We start from the raw sequence: 16386 nt of genomic DNA, 5'->3' as shown, positions 1-16386 counted from the left end.
CAAAAACGAAAAAACCCGCCGAAGCGGGTCAGGTGTTGCCGGCGATCACAGCCGGTCTTGCGTGTAAATTCCGCCGGACTCGACGGCCCCGCCGATCTCCCGCTCGCCGTACAACAGCGGGTAGGGGTTGCCCTGGGCGATCGTCGTGACTGCACCACCAAAGCCATAGCTGGGGTTGTTGCCATCCTCGTTACGGTCCAAGCCACCGGTTTTGGGGGTTGGCGACAGCATCTGCACAACGCCGGAGGCGGCCATGGCCGCCCCGCCCGCGATCATGGCGACGCCGTAGGCGGAGGTCGTGCCGAACGTGAAGTAGCCGGCGACGATCAGCACCACGCCGAGAATGGTCGTGAACAAACCGGCCTGCTTGCTGCCCTGGATGATCGGTGCGATGCGGATATCGCCGGCGTCGTCGCCCTTCAGGTCCAGATCATCCGCTGAGAGGTTGCGAGTGCCCGAGAAGACGGTGAACACCAGGCCCCGCTCTTCACCGTTGGACAGGAACTCCTCGAAGCCCGGGACCATGTTGCACAGGGCCTGAATGGCATCGCGGGTGCTGTTCACGTCCAGAACGTACTCGCGGCCGAAGTGCTTGCGTAGCACGCCGTACAGCTTCACCGTGCGTTTCATGGTTGGTAGTCCTTGTGCCGCAGGATCAGCCGGCAGCGGCTGGCCATCGACCAGCCGTAGACCTCGCGAGTCGACGCCCTGCCGGCCATGTGGTGGTAGATGAATGGCCCGCTGCCACCGAGCGATGCCGCCGGCTCACTGGTAAGGTCCGGTTGACTGCCCAGGTAGATGGCCGCGTGGTTCGGGTGGAAGCACGGCCGGCCAGGCGATGGCACCATAAACACCAGCATGTCACCACGCTGTGGCACGTCCACCTGATAGAAGCCGGCGCCAGCGAAGTTCGCCTCGTACAGGCTCGGGCCGTCCTCCTGCTCCCACCACAGGTCATCCCGTTCGAAGTTGGGCAGCACCAGCCCGGCCTCGCGGGCGTACCAGTCGCGACAGGCGCCCCAGCAGTCGAGCAGGCCGTGGGCGAACTCGCGGCCCAGCAGCGGGGCCTGGTAGCCGGACGGCTTGAACCACTGCATATCGCCGCCGGGCCAGCCGACGATGCCCCATGGCACCTCATGGAGCTCGCAGCTGACCAGGTCAGCCATGCTCGGCATGGGCGCGGCGTCGGGGTGGCTGTGCACGATCGCCAGCAGCTCGCCCTGGTCTTCGGCGTTTGCCAGGTCCTCGTGGTGCAGGCGGAAGTTCTCCCGCGGTGTCTTCGCCAGGTTGCGACAAGGCACGTAGCTCCGGCCCTGGTCGGTCTTGATCAGCACCCCGCACGCTTCGGCCGGGTACTCGCGTTCGGCATGCTCGCGGATCGCGGCCTGCAGTGTCTGGTTGATGCGCATCGATTACCTCGAACTGGCGATCAGGCTCGCGCCCATGGAGCCGCCGAAGCGGCGGGTGTTGCCGCGGAGCTTGCAGCTCTTCCACCGCCCCGGGCAGCGGTCGAGCGCCGGATTGTCGGTGGGCTCGTCCTGCTTGGTGTACATGGCCGCGCCGGTGTAGGCGCAGGCCTCGCCCCGGTACTGACCCCGGCAGGCCCAGCGGCACAACTTGGTGATCTGCTGGCTCGGCAGCATGATGCCGCCCATATCCAGCGGGCTGGACAGCTGGAACGTCACCTGCTGGCGGTCTTCATCGGTCTTTTGCTCGATGTACCAGAGGTTTTCCCGCGCCTGGTTGGACGCCTCCGGGTTCCCGTCGGGGAAGTTGGCCGCATCGAGGAAGTGCCGGAAGGTTTCGATTACCTTCACCTTGGAGCCGACCAGGTCCTTCAGGGCCAGGCACAGCGCGGTGACCGCTCCCCTCACCCCGTTGATTTCGTTGACCAGCTGCAGCGTCGGCGTTGCGGGCCGGCCATCGCCACGGATGTCGAAGCCCTTGGCTTCCAGCTGCATCGCCGAGTACAGCTGGCCCTGCCAGATGATGTCGGCCTCTTGGGCGTGGCCGTGGAAGCGCATGATGTTGCCGCCCAGGCGCGTCGCGTCCACTTCGAACAGCCGGATCTGGTTGCCCGGCTCGAGCTTCTGGATATCGGATTCGAATGTCATGGGGCCTCAGAAAGAAAAACCCCGCAGTGCGGGGTCAGTAGGGGGTGAATGTCTGCTTCATGGTGAAGCTGATCTCGAAGAGCCCGGCGCCCTTCGGGTCGAGCTTGTAGCCGTTGGCCTTGTACCGGCCCTGCGTGCCGCCCGGCGGCGTCCAGAGGAAGGACTTGTAGCCTTCGTGCCGGTCGAGGAAGTCGCGCATCAGGCGCAGTTCTTCGCCGGCGTCGAGGCTGCCCACGGCCTTGTGCGACCACTCCTGGGTCTTGGTGTTGATCCCGGTACCGCCGGCCTGGGTGTAACCGTCACCGAAGTCGTTCTCCCACACCCTCTGCTTGATCTCACCCGTCGCACCCAGCCGGGTGCAGAAGCTGAACGTTTCTGCCATTACCGCCTCCAGAGAAGCCCGCCCTGCTGGGTGGCCTCGTAAATCACCTGTTCCATCTGCTGCTTCAGCCCCTCGGCCATCATTTCTCCCTGTCGGCGCGCGGCGTCGTCGCTCATGCCGGGCTGAGCCTGGACGGTGACCGGTGCGTTGATCGTGACGCCGCCCCCGCCGCCCGAGCCTGCGCCAGCATCGTTCGCGTTGCGCAAGTACTGAGTCAGGTCGCGGTTCTGGTTCGGGTTCAGCACCCGTTCCCCGCCGTCGAGCAGCCAGGTACCCTCTCGCGGAATGTTGTCGAGGCCGTTGTGAGCCATACCCATGAGGGATGTGGATGCCACGCCAGCCACCATCGGCGCCGTGGCCATGGCTGCGGCCATCGCGGCACCAGGCGCCAGGGCCGGGCCGACGATAGGGATCGCGGCAGTGGACGCATAGGCAGCCAGCTGGGCCTGAAACGAGGTCGCCTGCGCGTTGGCCACCATGCCCATAGCTGCAACCGACTGGGTGCTCTTGCCGACCAGCAGCTGCACTGCCTGGTACACCAGCCACTGTGCGGCCATGTCCGCCAGGGTATCGATCATCGACTTGGCGAAGCCGGTGACCATATCGGCCAAGGCATCGCCTGCATCCTCGGAGCCCGTGGCTACATCGGAGAGGAACGAGCCAAGTTCACTTCTGGCACTCCCAAGCACAGAGGTCGTTGCATCGGCAGCCATGGCCGAGTAGTTCGTCGCAGCGTCTGCGAAGTTCTCCCAGGCGCTGGTGACGCCATCCATCCAGTTGTTCTGCGCTTCGTCGAGCTGGCTGTAATAGTCGTTCTGCAGTTCCAGGCGCTCGGCCAGCGCATCGCTCAGCACCTCGGTTTCCTGGTCGTAGAGCTCTTGGCTTATATCGCCGCTGTTGCGCTGAAGAACCAGCTCGCGCTGCTGGCGGTTGAAGTCCTGCTCGATCGCTAGGCGCTCTTTCAGGCGCTCCTTGTACTTGTCACCACGGCCCGCGCCAGCGAGCTCTTGATCAAAGCCGTTGCTGGCTGTGAGGAAGTCTTCGTTCACGTTAGACTTGAAGGAAGCAAGCTTTTTGGCGTCCTCTTCGGCGTTCTTGACCTTCTTCAGGGCGTCAAGCTCAGCCGCCAGGCCCTCCAGACGCTTACGCTGTTTGTCGTTGATGCCGTCCAGCTTCCCGCTGGATATCTCGAAGGCTAGCTTCTCAACTTCGGTCGCATCCTTGCGCTTGTCCGTCGAGGTGTTGATCAGCTCAATCTGCCTCTGGTAGTTCTCTTCAGTCGTCTTGAACGCCTGGTTCAGCTTTTTGGTGGCGGCCTCAGCCGCCTTCGCTGCGGCTTTCTGCGCATCGGTGTGACCGACAATCCCTGCGTTACCACTTCCTGGCGGCTGCAATTTGGGCAACTCGGCAGCGGCCTTCCTAGCCTCTTTAACGTAATCGCGGATTACGTCGCCGGACCAAGGCTTGTTGAAGGCTTCCGCAACCTCCGACATAACGCTTCCAGCGGTCCTCGAGTTGATAATCGCATCGTTTGTCAGCTGCTCAGCATTCTTCTTGAAGTCTTTTGACATGTCGCCAAAAGTAATGGCGCCAAGCAAAGTGTTCGCTGTAGCCCCGATGCTCTGCAGGTACGCCATCGTTGTGGAAAACCCACTGACGATGGTCGCTGCAGCAATCTTGAATGCCCGCGCAATACCGTCGGCAAGACTCGCAGTGGTCGCAGTAACCTCGATGAAGTCATCAGCGAACTCCTGAACTACTTTTCGAAGGCCACCAGCCTCTTTTGAGGTGTCGGCCAGGTCTTTCGCCAGCTGCGCCAACACCGGCATGAACTCGGCAGCCAGGGCGGTCTTCGCTGAGTTGGCGTACTGGCCTATAACGGTCAGTTCTGTGCTGAATTGCTGAGCAGCACCAATTGTCTGCTCATCCATGATCATGCCGGCAGCCTGCGCGGCATTACCCAGCTCCTTGAATTTCTTGCCACCATCGGCCAGGAGCGGCACAAGGGCCGTGGCCTCGTCGGCGATCGCCTCCATGAAGAAAGTCATTTGCGACTGGCTGACGTTTGCCTTTTGAAGGCTGGTAACGTAGAGCTGCAGCGCATCCGCGCTGTTCAGCTTGCGAAACTGGTCCGCAGTCACGCCAACCTTTGGCGCTACCGTTTCGAAAAAGTTTTTCAGCTCTCCGCCGCCAGTAGCCAGGAAGTCGCCGACTTTGTCGTTTGTGTCCTTGAAAATATCAGACAGTTTTTCCTGGTTCAGTCCGACCGAGGCTGCGGCAGCCGCAAAGCGCTGGAACTCAGTAGTACCCACCCCCGCGAGCGCGGATAAATTGGAAATCTCTTTCGCCGCTGACGCGGAACTGGTTACAAGCCCAGCGACAACGGCGGGAATGGCGGCGAAAGTAGCACCTACGGCAGTACCCAGACGCTCGGCCTGCTTCTTGATCTCGGCCATTTGCTTCTGCGTTTCACGACCTGCCTTGTCCAGCGGACCAGTGAAACCGCCGATTTTCGCGATTAGGTCGAGTGTAAGTGTGCCAAGTGAACGGCTCGCCATACTTTCCTCCAGGCGAAAAAAAACCCGCCTAAGCGGGTTTGTTACGTGAAGGTCTAGCGGCTCAGAATCTTGGCTTTTTCTGCCTCAAACTCTTCTGCCGTTATGTGCCCTCGCTCTTTCAGAGCAGCTAATTTTTCGAGCTCATGGTATGGATCTTCTCCCGATCTTCCTGCATGAGCGATGGGAGGAGCGACGCCTCCGGCCGGTTTATTTATTGCCGATGCGGACCATATTAGCGCTCCCAGCCACCCAAGCCCCGTCCATCCAAGGAAGAGGTTCAGCAGCATAATCGAGACGCGATTTTGATGAAGACGAATTGCGGCCACAATGGTTGGGATAAAATACACAGCCACCACAAGCGCGAGCGTGACGAATGCTTTGGTTGACTCGGGTTCAACAACCATGGTTAGACACTCCCTGTTAATCCAAGGAAATCTACCATTACATTCACATTCTCCCAAATCAAAGGCGAAACGGGTTATGTCCAAGAGGCAACCGCATCCATGAGCGATATCCCCGACTGCTGTGGGTGATGCGGCATGAAATCGTACAGATCAGCCTTACCACCCCGACTGCGATTTACCTGAACGGCGATCAGCGCTGCGGACAACTCCTGTCGTCTGGCTATGTTGAGCGACCCATGCTTGTCTCGATAGTCGACCCATGACAGCACCTCCGCGTAAGAAAGCGTGGCCTTGGCCTCTGCGATAGAGGTGCCACCGATCCCGTTCAGCACCAGCTCATGCCAAAGTTCATCAGCCGGGGTCAGCTCTTTGGGGGCGGATTGTTCACAGCCTTAACGGCGTTGTACAGCGCCAGCCCCAGACCTGGGTCAAGATTCACCGCGTCGTCGAATGGCAATTCCTCGGTACCATCTTCGCCCAGCATGACGCTGGCCGACAGGTAGCGAGCGGTTTTGAAGCGCTCAGTTTCCCCGCCGGCGAACATCGCCTCCATCACACCGAAGGCGTGACGACGGATGTGGACCGTGAATTTGTCAGTTACGGTCTTGCCGTTCTTGTCGACGTGCTTCCACGCGACTTCTTTCGGCACCAGTGCATCAGCGATGACTCCACCTTTCTTCTTCAGCTGCTCCAGATTCATGGGTTTTCCTTAATGATCCAGTTGAGCTTGCCGGAACGCTGAATGGTGGCGGCGGTGCTCACCGAGGCGTTGCTCGCGAAATCGAACGGGAAATCCGCTACGTAGCCGGCGAACAAGCACCAGGTGCGGGTCTTCGGCAGTTCGAAATCATCACCCTCAGTGTTTACCGTGGGCGCAATGCCTTTGCCATCCGACCAGCCGAGCGCCCACAGGATGTCCTCGTCGCTATCGTCCTGGGACAGCTGGAACATACGCACATGGCTGGCGTTGCGCGGATCAGCCAGGATAGTTGCGGTCGCTTGACCTGGCGTGCGAAGGCCCTTTTTGTACTTGCGATCGGTGTCAGCCAGGCAGGTGTCATCGATCTGGTCTGCAGGCGCACCGCCGGGGTTGAATGCCGTGAGGCACTCAACTTCCATTACAGTCATACCGCCTGAGCCACCATTGGCTGGCGGCAACAGCGCATAGAGCTGTGCGCCCTGAGCATTCATCGACATGGTTTATCTCCAGTCAGCAATAAAAAAGCCCGCGCGGGGCGGGCGTGATGGACTTCGACTGTTTAGCGTTGCACCCACCAATCCACGTCGAAGCTGGCCCGGTAGTTCTTGGTAGCAGGGTCGCGAGTTTCGCCCCCCCAGCGGGTGACGTAGGCGCGCAATTCAATTGCATCGCGAATCGCATCGCGCACCTGACGCACTGACTTGCTAGTGGTGCCGTAAACGTCGACTTGCAGCGTGAAGCCATCGGCATCAGGGCGGCCGGCCAGGTAGTTCTCTGGGCTGCCATTCACCAGCTGCCATACCGCATAGGGCTTGGCCACGGCTTCGGGCGCCTCGCCGAATGGGTACATGCGCAGGTCAACGCCACTGCCGAGCAGCGCCGTGACGCCGGGGTATGCTGCGCAAACGAGTTCAATGGGTGGTGTCATGAGGATGCCGCCTTCTTCGCAGCGCGCCGGATGGCGCGGTCGATCGCTTTCTCGTACTCGGTGACGAAAGTGCTGGTGACTTCGCTGATACTGTTGGCGAGGGCTGGTCGCATGAACGGAGCCGCGGCCATCTTCTCAGTACCGAACTCGATCAGGCGCCAGTGAGGCGTCGGCGAGTTAGGGCTGAGGTCACCGCCATCCTTGAGCACGGCGCCGTGCAGCACGCCGATGCGAAAGCCCAGGTCGCCTGTCTGCTTGAAAAGCTTGCCGTTCCAGCGCAAGGCGATGTTGTCTGCGATTGAGCGGCCAGTGGCCTTGTCATCGATGCGCTCGGCGCCTTCCTTGGCCTTCTGCACCACGACCTGGGCAGCCTTTCGAAGTGCAGCCCGGCCACCCTTGCGCCGAACGTCATAGCTGACCGACTCCAGCTTCCCCAGCAGGGTATCCAGGCCGGTGATGCTGAACTCGACCCCATCAGCCATCCTTAACCCCCTTCTCGACCAAGATCGTCAGGTAGTCGAGGCCAGACTTAGCGTCGGCCAGCGGCGGGCCAACGATGCTATACACCTCCCCCCGGTACAGGATGCGCATGGTGGCTAGGACGCCAGGCCGGTATCGGATAACCATCCGACTCGTGGCCTGCGCCTGGCCGGCCTGGGCGGCAATGAAGTCTCTGGCCGACAGATCTTCGACCCTGGCTGGGCACTTCTCCCAGCGAGTGACCCATTCTGGCTCCCCGAACTCGAGGGTCACCGGGTCACGCACCGCTTTCAGCTCCTGAATGTCAATGCGGTGCCGGAGCTTGCCGGCCTGCATCACACTCCCATCCGGATGCGATATGGCATCAGCAGGTGCTGCGATGCCACCGGAAGCTCGGTAGCGATGGTCCCGGTCACGACATCCTCGCGGTTGGCAAACAAATGGCCCAGCTTCAGCAGGCAAGCCGCCTGAATAGAAGAATTGAGCACCATGCCGTAGGCAATGGCGTCTGCATGGTCATACGCATCGGCCAGAGCCTGGCGGGCATGGTCGAGCAGTCGGCAGCGCAGCGCGTAGTCCTGCTCGGTCTCAGCTGCGGTGACCGCCGCTGCGTTAACGTCCTTCGCTTGCTGCAGGGCGGCCGACACGCCGGCGCGGGCTTCGTCGAGCGTCACCTGGTCGAGGTAGAAGCGTCGGTTGAGGAACTGCATGGCCGCCTCCTCCGCCGCATCAAGCTGCGCCTGGACCAGCACCTGGTCTTCAGGTTCAGCCAGCAGATGGTGCATGGCCAGGTCGATGGCGATCACGGACATGGATCACTCCTTGGGCTTGGTGGCCGCTCCCTTGCCGCCCTTGTTGGCCGGCTCCGGCGCCTTCTTGTTGTCTGGGTCTTCGGCTTTCTTCACGTCGTATTCCTCGATGAGGCCGTTGCGCAACAGGTCACGAGCGCGCTGCTCGTCCACCGTAATGGTCGAACCGCGCTTTGCGTAGACGCCGTCGTTGTTGAAACCCTTGATGGTTTTTACGCTGACTTCTGGCATGGTCTGCCGCGCCCCGTTGCCGAGGCGCGCTCCGGTGATGGTTACGGGGCGTCGAATTCGCCGTGAACGAACGACTCTTCGCGGTACACCGCCAGCGCCAGGCGCTCTTCTGCGCGGATGGTGACCATGTTGGTGCGGAAGTTGTCGCCGTCTTCAGTGGAGACCTCGACAGCCGCTTCCTCGCGGTCGAACACCTGGGCTGCGATGTTCATCGCGCCGACCAGGAACTCGCCTTCCGGTACGGCGTTGCTGTCCACCACCGGCAGTTTCCACAAGCGCTGCACGCCACCTTCCTGCACGTTGACCCAGATGTAGGAGCCGTTGGCGTCCTTGGTGAGTTCGATGTCGGCCCAATCGACCGGATTCAGGGCGATGGCCGAGGCGCGGTATTCCGCGACGCGAACCTGCAGAATGGCGCGGCGCAGGGTGTCGATCTTGGTGTCGCCGGTTTTGCGCAGGGCGTTGTTGAAAGCGGTCGCCTGCGGGATCAGGCCCAGCAGGTTCTGACCGGTACCGTCGCCTGCCAGGATCTGCTCTTCTTCCTTGTACTTCAGGCCGTAGATGGCGCGCCCGTTGATGTAGCTCTGCAGCAGCGGAATATCCGACAGTACCTGCTTGGAGGCCTTGAACCAGTGAGCGATGGTACGCACCGGGGTGGTCTTCAGCTCGAAGGACAGGTCCGACTGGGCCTTCAATGCGCCCTCGCCAGCCTGAGCGGCGGCCATGTTCTGGAAGCCGCTCTCGCGCACATACTCGATGGCGTTGGACGAGGTGCGGCCCGGCATGATCAGGTCACGAATAGTGAACTGTCGCTCAGGCTCAGTGATGATGCCTGGCAGGCGGGTCGGCTGGATGGCAACGCCCACGCCGCCGGTCCCGGTGGTGGCACTGGTGATGTTGGTGACAGCCTTGCGACCGATGCGCGCGATACCACGACCACGGGTTTGCAGGGCCTTGAATTCTTCGGTTTCAGAAAGCTCTTCACCAACCGATTTCACGTCAACCGGATCGTTTGCCGCGAAGCGGCGGGCCATCTTCTGCTCGATCTCCTGCAGGCGATCCTGCAGGCCCAGGCCATCCTTCACCAGGCCGTCGAGAACGGTCTTGGTTTCCTCGAGGATGGTGCCGTGCTCTTTGATTTCAGCCGCCGCCTTACTGGCGAAGGCCTTGATTTCCTGATCGCGCTCATCGAGCAGGTCGTTGACCGCTTTCAGCTGGATCTTGTCGTCGGCGTGCTCCTTGCGCTGGAACTGGCGATGTTCGGAGCGAGCCTGGTTGCTCATGGCGTTATGCATGGTGATTCCTCAAAACGAAGGGAGGGAAAGAGCGGGGCGCGACTTGAGCGCCTCAGCGATTTCAATTGCTGCCAGGTCGCCCTCGGACTCGCTCCGGAGCAGGTGCTGCAGGCCACGGTTGGCAATCACCGCAGACTGAGTCTTCGAGAAGCCTGCCTCGCGCAGGAGCAACTCAAATTCGGGCATCGAAGGCAGGCCGCCGTGGGCCAACTTCGACTTGATCGTGTCGGTGCGGGCCTCGTCATTGGCCGGCACGGTCACGATGGAAATCTCGATCAGGTCGAGCTTGGTCAGCGTGCGAATGCGGGTCTTCTCATCGAAGCTAGACTCGCGCACGTAGTAGCCGATCGACAGGCCGGTGATCGAACGCGTCTGCATGCCGCGGTAAGCGATGCGCGCATACGGGGCGTCCTGCAGCCAGAGCTCACCGGCGCCGAACAAACCCCGGTCGTCTTCCTTCATGCTGCTGATGTCCCAGCTGCCAATAGGCTCGCCGGTGCGGTGCTGCCAGAGCACCGGGAAGGTTCTCGACTTGGCCTTGGCGTCCTCGATCGACTCCAGGAAGGCGCCAGGCGCGACCACCTCGTTGTAGCTGTCGACCACGCCGAACACTGAGCCGTAGCCAGAAAAAAGGCCGTCGTCGCCGACAGCCTTCACGTCATAGTCGAAAGAGCGGTACTTGACTGCCGCTGCTCGATCCTTGTGTCCCGCCTTGACGCCGGGCCCAGACCACCAGCTGGTGGGTGCGGTTTTCATTCAGATTTACCTCTTGGCTGGTCGTTGAGCCAGTCGAGCAACGCTGCCTTGGCCTGGTTGGCGCCGCCGGGGTCTTCGCCCAGCTTGTCGATCGGCAGCATGTTGGATTGCACGGTGAGCTTTGCCGCGTTGCCGCCCTCCGGCGGCAAGTTCTCTTTGCGCCGGCAGTCGTCCCGGGTGTAGATCCCGTTCTGGGTCATCGAGCTGTAGAAGGCCGCCCGCGCCGCGCTGTCCATGCGCAACAGCCCTTCCGGGTTGAACTTCACGTAGAAGCGGCGACGTTCGTCAGGACGCAGCAGGCGGCGGTTGGCGCACATTTCGATGCGCTTGATCCAGGGCAGCAGCGTGAAAGACAGGAAGCCGATCATCTGCTGCTCCATGCCGGTACCCCAGCTGGTGGAGTTCTGTGTGTGCCCGACCATCCAGGGCGGCACGCGGAACCAGCGGCAAATCTCCTCGACGTTGAACGCCCTGGTCTGCAGCATCTGGGCATCCTCAGGCGTCATGGATACCTGCTGGTACTTCATTCCCGCCTCGAGAACCATCGTCTTGCCGTGGTTCGTCGCGCCTGAGAACTGCTTGATCATGTCCTCGCGGATGTCCTTCCGCTGTTCCGGCTTGAGGATCTGGTCCGTGGACAGGACGCCGCCCAGCTTCATGCCGTTGGCGAACATCTTCGCCGCCGACTCATCAGCCGCCATGGCCGAGCCCAGCACCTGTCGCCCGTATGCCAGAGGCGAAAGGCCGCAAAGCGGGTCAACGCCGAAGGCTCGGACGTGCACCATCTGATCCTCGGTCAACGTGTGAGGCTTGCCGAAGTTGTCGGTGTAGCGGTACTCAATGGAGCCGTCCGCCAAGCGCCGCGGGGGCGACATGTTCTGCGGCAGAAGGAACTCCAGACTCGTCAAGGTGCGGCCGCTCTGGTGGGGCTCACAGAATGCATTCCCCTGCAGCAGCAGGCTGGCCATGACGTTCTCCCAGAACTCCACAGGGGTTTGGTCGGCGTTGGGTTGCTGGCTGATGACGAAGTTGACCGGGTGAGAGCTGGCCACCACCGGCGCACCGTTCCTGTCCTCGTACAAGGCGATCGGCAGCGTGGCGATCGTTTCAGCGATCAAGCGCACGCATGCCCAAACAGTCGAGAGCTGGAGCGCCGTCTGCTGGCTGACCACCTTCCCTGAGGCCGAGTCGGTACCGTAGAAGGTGTTCCAGAAGGCGGAGTCGGTTAGGCCGATCTTGCGGCCCGCCCATCCCGCCAGGCTCGATGCCACTCCCGGCTCGGCCGACTTCACCAGGGCCTGGCCGAGGATCTGCGTCAATGATTTATCCACCGATCAACCCCTTGCGAATGAAGCCCGCGGCGATCAGTAGCGAACCAGCAGCGGCCAGCAGCGCGTAACCCAAGCCGGCCAGCACGTATACACCAGCGACGCCCAGCAGCAAGCCGCCGGCGGCAAGCACCAGAAAGATGATCAGGCCAGTTTTCATAGGTAGTCCAGTTAGCCAACCACGATCGGGCTGGCAAGAAAGTCATCGAAGTGGCCGGAGTCATCGATACCGAGCTTGATGGCCACGGCGCAGCCGGTGATCAGGCTCACCATGCCGTCGATCTTGTTCTCCGGGCGCTCCTTGTTGGGGTAGATGTTGTCCTTCACGTCCAGCTTCGCCACCACGTTCGAGGCCATCCAAGTCAGCACCGGGCAGTCACCGTGGGCCAGCTTGCGCTGCAGCACCAGAGCCTCGACCTCTTTCATGGGCTCGCTCAAGTTCTGCACTGTCTGGCGCAGCTCCACCATCGGCAAACCTTCGGCGTCCATTTCCTGAGCCAGCTGGGTGGCCTGCCATGGGTCGTAGGCGTAGGCCCGGATGTCGAAGCGACCGGCAAACTCTCGCATGTCCTCCTTGATGACTTCGAAGTCAGTGACCTCTCCGTCGGTCAGGGTCAGCAGACCGAGAGCATCGAATTCGCGGTACCGCGCGGTGTTGCTGTCCAGCTCCTCCAGCACCCGCGCCTCTGGCAGGTAGTACCTGGCGTGGATATGCCAGAACGGATCGTCGCCATGGGGCGGAAAGATCAGCAGGTTCGCAGCAATGTCGATCTTGCTCGCCAGGTCGAGACTGCCGTAGCACGGGCGGCCCTCCAGTTCTGCAAGGCTCTTCCTGACCGGGGCCTCTTTCCAGCGCAGCATGTTGAGCCAGGCATTCTTGGCGCCTACCCACTCATTCAGGTGCTTGGTGCGGAAGGTGGCCTGCTTGGTAGCCGACTGCATCGCGTCACGCTGGCGGGCCAGCAGAAAGTCCTCCCCGACCGAAATGCCGAAGTTCGGATTCGCCTTGCGCAGCGCGATCTCGCTGGTCCAGTCATCGCCATGGTCAATGGTGTAGAGCGCGGGCCAGAGATCCGGACGTTCAATGACCCCTTCCAGCATCCGCTCGGAGTCGCGAATCAGCTGGTGGCAAGGCCCGCCGATGCTGGACCCAGCAGTGGTGATGACTAGCATGATTGGCTGCTCGCGGGCGCCCATGCCGGTTTCCATGGTGTCGTAGAGCGTCGAATCTTGATGTTCGTGGTACTCGTCGACCACCGAGCAGGACGGTGAAGAGCCGTCGCCAGGCTTCCCGATGACCGGTTCGAATCGCGACCCATCGGCCAAAACGACCATGTTGGAAGCGTTCACGTCGACGCCGTAGTGCTCTCGCAAGTCGTCGGTACGCTCGACCATCAGCTTGGCCGGCCTGAACACCTCCCAGGCTTGCTTCTCCGTGGTCGCTCCAGAGTAGACCTCGGCGCCGAACTCTCCGTCGGCGACGAACATGTACAGACCCACGCCGCCGCCGATGATCGATTTGCCGTTCTTCCTGGGTACGAACACCAGAATCGTCCGGTAACGCCGAGTGCCATCCTTCTTGCGGACCCAGCCGAACGGCACGCAAACCGAGAAAAGTTGCCAGGGCTCCAGCTTGATCAGCTGCTTCTTTCCGCCCCATTTACCCTTGGTGTGCGGCAGAAGCTGCAGGAACTTGGCGACTTTCTCCGCCTTGGCGGGATCGAATTTGTACGGAAAGTCCTTGCGCTTTGAGGCAGCCAGGTCGTCGAGGTGACGCTGGGCCAGCAGCTGGATCCATTTGCAGACGAGGATCTTCCCGGCGACGACATCCTTGGCGTACTTTTCGGCCGCCTTCATCAGCGGAAATTTCACCTTGGCCATCACAGCTCCGCGAATGCATTGCCCTTCGGCGCGTCTTTTTTACCCCCGCCCACCTTGGACCGGTCAGCCGGCGTCATGCCGAACTTGCCGAGCATGGCCTCCAGGCGCACTAGCTTGGCGGCAGGGAAATCGAGTGGGTCGTTGCGGAACTGGGCCAGCAGGTTGGCGGCCAGTTCCAGACTGAGTCGGTCGGAGTTGGTCAGCACGTCCCGCGGGGCGTACTTCGCAATCTCCTTCCAGGCGTGGAGCACTGCTCCGTTGATGTGAGCCGGCGGTGCGGTCAGCTCACCCACCGGTTCGGCATCCTCACGGTGACGCTGGGGGTCTTTCTTGAACGCACCGGTCAGCTCAAGCACGTTGGTCGGCTTGCGCGGTCGGGCCATTTTGAAAACCTGAATTTTGCGGAAGTGGAAAAAAAGCTGAGGGCGCGGTGTCCGAGCGGAAAGGTGTGAACTTTCACTAGACCCCTACCCCCACCTTGATCGGTATGCAGCTCCAAGCCTTACCGCTGACGATCTTGGGGATGTATTCGCGGTGTACACCGTACTCCTCGGCCAGAGCCTTCGGCGACTCGCCTGCAGCTCTCCTCTGCCTTATCTCAACCACCTGTTGGTCAGTAAGGCGTCGATGCAGAGCCTTCATTCCTGGTCCGCGAGTACCATGCTTGATGGCGTCCTCTAGGTTCTGTCGCCTGGTACCCCACGCCAAGTTAACCGGACGGTTATCCTCGCTCACACCGTTCAAGTGGCGCGCTTCAAGGCCGTCAGTTTGCGGCAAGCCTGCATACGCCATAAGCACGAGTCGATGCACTTCGAAGCGATGACGTTCCTTCTTGCCATTGACTCGAACCGTCAATGTGACGCGATGGTAGCCATCGTACACCTGGCTCTTGAGAACCCGGACAGATCCAGACCGCACAGACGCAACTTCCCCGCCCTCAGTTGCGTAGTAGCCGCTGAGGTTGGGTATTGGTTGCATGTTCTATCTATCGATGCTGTCGGGATTCTTTCTGCGTCTTCGCCTTGTGGCAGTCACGGTTGATCGCCCGAAGGTTGTCGTCATCGTCAGTACCGCCGTGGGCCAGGGCCACGATGTGGTCAACCTCATGAGCTTCGCGGATGCGACCTAGCTGGGTGCAGTCATCGCACCGGCAGAGGTACTGGTCTCGCTTCAGGATTCGCTCACGCTTGCGGCGCCAGGGGCGACCACCACGGCCAGACCCCTTACGCGTCGCCCAGGCCTTGGCCTGTTCGGCAGCCAGTTCGGCATGGCCATCGCAGTAGCCGTTGGCATTCCGGTGCAGCGACCTGCATCCCTGAGTCCGGCATGGACGCTGGGGCCTCAACGGCATGGCGAGCCGTCCAGGTAGGTGGATGGCTGTGCGTCAGGGTCAGCACCTTCACCCTCGGCCAGCGCTTCGATCAGTGCCAAGTTCTGGGTTGCGATCTGCTCGAGCAGTGCGGTCTGCTTCTGCTGCTCTGCCAGAAGCTCGCTCACGCTTGGCTGCAGCTGGGCAGTGATGCCCGCCTCAAGCACGACCAGCTCACACTGGAGTCGATCAGCCGTCCCCGCCAGATGCTGAGTCAGCCGCTCGCGCTGCTCCGCCTTGATTGGGAATGGAACGCTGATCACCAGAAGGTCGCCCTTCTTCGCGCCCAGCTTCTGGATTTGTTCGGAATAGGCTTGCTGCTCGCTCATATGCCACCTTGGCCCATTTGTTTAACCACTCGCGCCGGGCGGCGCATCCACTGCAGGACACTCGTCATCTCCGGTACCAGGTCAGTTGGTAGCACCGCGCGTCAGGCGGCACCTCGGTGATCGGCCAGCGCAGGCAGTCCATGTGCTTGCGCTCTGGCCGCTTGCGGTTCACCCGCAGCGTCTGCACCAAGTACGCCGAACCGGCAGCGGTGGTGATGAAGTCGCCAACCGCGATGCCGTCAGCGCCGTCCACGTAGAGCTTGCAGGGTGTGTAAGGCGCCTTGGCCATTAGCTGAAAGGGTCAGCCGGCTTGGCGATCGAGCGCACAAACCACATGAAGCCCTGCTGCAGGTTGGTCTTGGCCAGGGCCAAGGTGCGCTGGTCCACACCTTCGATCTGGCCGATCTGCTTGAACAATTCGCCAGCTTCAGCCATCAAAAGCCTTGATGGAATTCATTCCGTCGATCTCACTCTGGGTGAGATCGCGGTAACCGGTAATCTTCTTGTGCTGGTTGTCCATGGGTGAACCTCTATGCTGATTGAAAGGCTTTATGGAGCAAGACGCTATGGAAGGAAAAAAGGATCTCGCCAGAAAGCATTTAGATCTGGTCGAACAACTAAAGCGGCTATCCAGCATGCTGCATGATCACTCGAGTGGAATTGACCCATTAGTAGTCATGCGGCTTGATTTCCGGATACACCAACTAGAGCAGACCGCCGCAAAGGAAAAAGGCTGGCGATCTCCATTCTCGACAAGGCCTGGAAGCTAGGCATCTGTTAGTTGCGTTCGCGCCACGAAACGGCGCATGTCGAATTCGTGGC

24 protein-coding genes and 1 pseudogene are annotated in these 16386 nt (G+C 61.2%); all 25 read right to left on the bottom strand.

Translation table 11 applies throughout. The annotated features are described in order from the left end of the window. Positions 1-45 precede the first annotated feature (45 nt). A complete protein-coding gene (locus tag LU682_RS06865; protein WP_060489882.1) occupies positions 46-630 on the bottom strand; it encodes a tail assembly protein in 585 nt (194 codons plus the stop codon). Continuing rightward, positions 627-1409, bottom strand: coding sequence for a C40 family peptidase (locus tag LU682_RS06860; protein ID WP_029885684.1), 783 nt, complete (start codon positions 1407-1409; stop codon positions 627-629). Before LU682_RS06860 ends, LU682_RS06865 begins: the two co-directional genes overlap by 4 nt. A gap of 3 nt (positions 1410-1412) precedes the next feature. Continuing rightward, positions 1413-2114 (bottom strand): phage minor tail protein L, encoded by a 702-nt coding sequence (locus LU682_RS06855; RefSeq protein WP_029885683.1) that lies wholly within the window; start codon positions 2112-2114, stop codon positions 1413-1415. A gap of 34 nt (positions 2115-2148) precedes the next feature. Then, the gene (locus LU682_RS06850) at positions 2149-2496 is read right to left on the bottom strand and encodes a phage tail protein (RefSeq protein WP_060489881.1); all 348 of its coding nucleotides are present in this window, start codon (positions 2494-2496) and stop codon (positions 2149-2151) included. Next, positions 2496-5054, bottom strand: coding sequence for a phage tail tape measure protein (locus tag LU682_RS06845; protein WP_060489880.1), 2559 nt, complete (start codon positions 5052-5054; stop codon positions 2496-2498). Before LU682_RS06845 ends, LU682_RS06850 begins: the two co-directional genes overlap by 1 nt. 53 nt (positions 5055-5107) lie before the next feature. Further along, the gene (locus tag LU682_RS06840; protein ID WP_029885680.1) at positions 5108-5458 is read right to left on the bottom strand and encodes a superinfection immunity protein; all 351 of its coding nucleotides are present in this window, start codon (positions 5456-5458) and stop codon (positions 5108-5110) included. A 74-nt stretch (positions 5459-5532) separates the two neighbouring features. After that, the gene (locus tag LU682_RS06835) at positions 5533-5790 is read right to left on the bottom strand and encodes a phage tail assembly protein T (RefSeq protein ID WP_060489862.1); all 258 of its coding nucleotides are present in this window, start codon (positions 5788-5790) and stop codon (positions 5533-5535) included. Between the two features lie 29 nt (positions 5791-5819). Further along, positions 5820-6158, bottom strand: a complete 339-nt coding sequence (locus tag LU682_RS06830) for a phage tail assembly chaperone family protein, TAC (RefSeq protein ID WP_029885679.1) — start codon at positions 6156-6158, stop codon at positions 5820-5822. Continuing rightward, complete coding sequence (locus LU682_RS06825) at positions 6155-6655, bottom strand: phage tail tube protein (protein ID WP_060489861.1); 501 nt, start codon at positions 6653-6655, stop codon at positions 6155-6157. Before LU682_RS06825 ends, LU682_RS06830 begins: the two co-directional genes overlap by 4 nt. 62 nt (positions 6656-6717) lie before the next feature. Next, positions 6718-7086: a DUF3168 domain-containing protein gene (locus LU682_RS06820; protein WP_060489860.1), complete on the bottom strand. Its 369-nt coding sequence runs from the start codon at positions 7084-7086 to the stop codon at positions 6718-6720. Next, positions 7083-7568 (bottom strand): HK97-gp10 family putative phage morphogenesis protein, encoded by a 486-nt coding sequence (locus tag LU682_RS06815; RefSeq protein ID WP_029885676.1) that lies wholly within the window; start codon positions 7566-7568, stop codon positions 7083-7085. The genes LU682_RS06820 and LU682_RS06815 overlap by 4 nt, the downstream gene beginning before the upstream one ends. Continuing rightward, complete coding sequence (locus LU682_RS06810; RefSeq protein WP_029885675.1) at positions 7561-7902, bottom strand: phage head closure protein; 342 nt, start codon at positions 7900-7902, stop codon at positions 7561-7563. The genes LU682_RS06815 and LU682_RS06810 overlap by 8 nt, the downstream gene beginning before the upstream one ends. Then, positions 7902-8378, bottom strand: a complete 477-nt coding sequence (locus LU682_RS06805) for a head-tail connector protein (RefSeq protein ID WP_060489859.1) — start codon at positions 8376-8378, stop codon at positions 7902-7904. Before LU682_RS06805 ends, LU682_RS06810 begins: the two co-directional genes overlap by 1 nt. Before the next feature lie 3 nt (positions 8379-8381). Then, positions 8382-8606 carry a hypothetical protein gene (locus tag LU682_RS06800; RefSeq protein ID WP_060489858.1) on the bottom strand — a complete coding sequence of 75 codons (225 nt, stop codon included), beginning with the start codon at positions 8604-8606 and terminating at the stop codon, positions 8382-8384. A gap of 41 nt (positions 8607-8647) precedes the next feature. Then, complete coding sequence (locus LU682_RS06795) at positions 8648-9901, bottom strand: phage major capsid protein (protein ID WP_060489857.1); 1254 nt, start codon at positions 9899-9901, stop codon at positions 8648-8650. A gap of 9 nt (positions 9902-9910) precedes the next feature. Next, positions 9911-10657 (bottom strand): HK97 family phage prohead protease, encoded by a 747-nt coding sequence (locus LU682_RS06790; RefSeq protein WP_060489856.1) that lies wholly within the window; start codon positions 10655-10657, stop codon positions 9911-9913. Beyond that, positions 10654-11988, bottom strand: a complete 1335-nt coding sequence (locus tag LU682_RS06785) for a phage portal protein (protein ID WP_082423995.1) — start codon at positions 11986-11988, stop codon at positions 10654-10656. Before LU682_RS06785 ends, LU682_RS06790 begins: the two co-directional genes overlap by 4 nt. Further along, complete coding sequence (locus tag LU682_RS06780) at positions 11981-12145, bottom strand: hypothetical protein (RefSeq protein WP_019752321.1); 165 nt, start codon at positions 12143-12145, stop codon at positions 11981-11983. The genes LU682_RS06785 and LU682_RS06780 overlap by 8 nt, the downstream gene beginning before the upstream one ends. Positions 12146-12156: 11 nt before the next feature. Further along, on the bottom strand, positions 12157-13866 hold the full coding sequence (locus LU682_RS06775) for a terminase large subunit (RefSeq protein ID WP_082423994.1): 1710 nt from the start codon (positions 13864-13866) through the stop codon (positions 12157-12159). Continuing rightward, positions 13866-14249, bottom strand: coding sequence for a terminase (locus tag LU682_RS06770; RefSeq protein WP_029885668.1), 384 nt, complete (start codon positions 14247-14249; stop codon positions 13866-13868). Before LU682_RS06770 ends, LU682_RS06775 begins: the two co-directional genes overlap by 1 nt. A gap of 76 nt (positions 14250-14325) precedes the next feature. After that, the gene (locus LU682_RS29945) at positions 14326-14658 is read right to left on the bottom strand and encodes an HNH endonuclease (RefSeq protein WP_434785029.1); all 333 of its coding nucleotides are present in this window, start codon (positions 14656-14658) and stop codon (positions 14326-14328) included. 193 nt (positions 14659-14851) lie between these two features. Next, positions 14852-15217, bottom strand: a complete 366-nt coding sequence (locus LU682_RS06765) for an HNH endonuclease (protein WP_082423993.1) — start codon at positions 15215-15217, stop codon at positions 14852-14854. Then, positions 15208-15564 carry a hypothetical protein gene (locus tag LU682_RS29785; protein WP_060489854.1) on the bottom strand — a complete coding sequence of 119 codons (357 nt, stop codon included), beginning with the start codon at positions 15562-15564 and terminating at the stop codon, positions 15208-15210. The genes LU682_RS06765 and LU682_RS29785 overlap by 10 nt, the downstream gene beginning before the upstream one ends. Before the next feature lie 64 nt (positions 15565-15628). Next, positions 15629-15853, bottom strand: a complete 225-nt coding sequence (locus LU682_RS06755; protein WP_060489853.1) for a hypothetical protein — start codon at positions 15851-15853, stop codon at positions 15629-15631. Further along, positions 15853-16084 (bottom strand): annotated as a pseudogene (locus tag LU682_RS06750) (Acb2/Tad1 domain-containing protein). Before LU682_RS06750 ends, LU682_RS06755 begins: the two are co-directional and overlap by 1 nt. Between the last annotated feature and the right edge of the window lie 302 nt (positions 16085-16386).

Source organism: Pseudomonas alloputida (assembly GCF_021283545.2).
GTDB classification, from domain to species: domain Bacteria; phylum Pseudomonadota; class Gammaproteobacteria; order Pseudomonadales; family Pseudomonadaceae; genus Aquipseudomonas; species Aquipseudomonas alloputida.
Note: the sequence above shows the minus strand (reverse complement) of the source record. Positions and strands in the feature narration are given on the sequence as shown.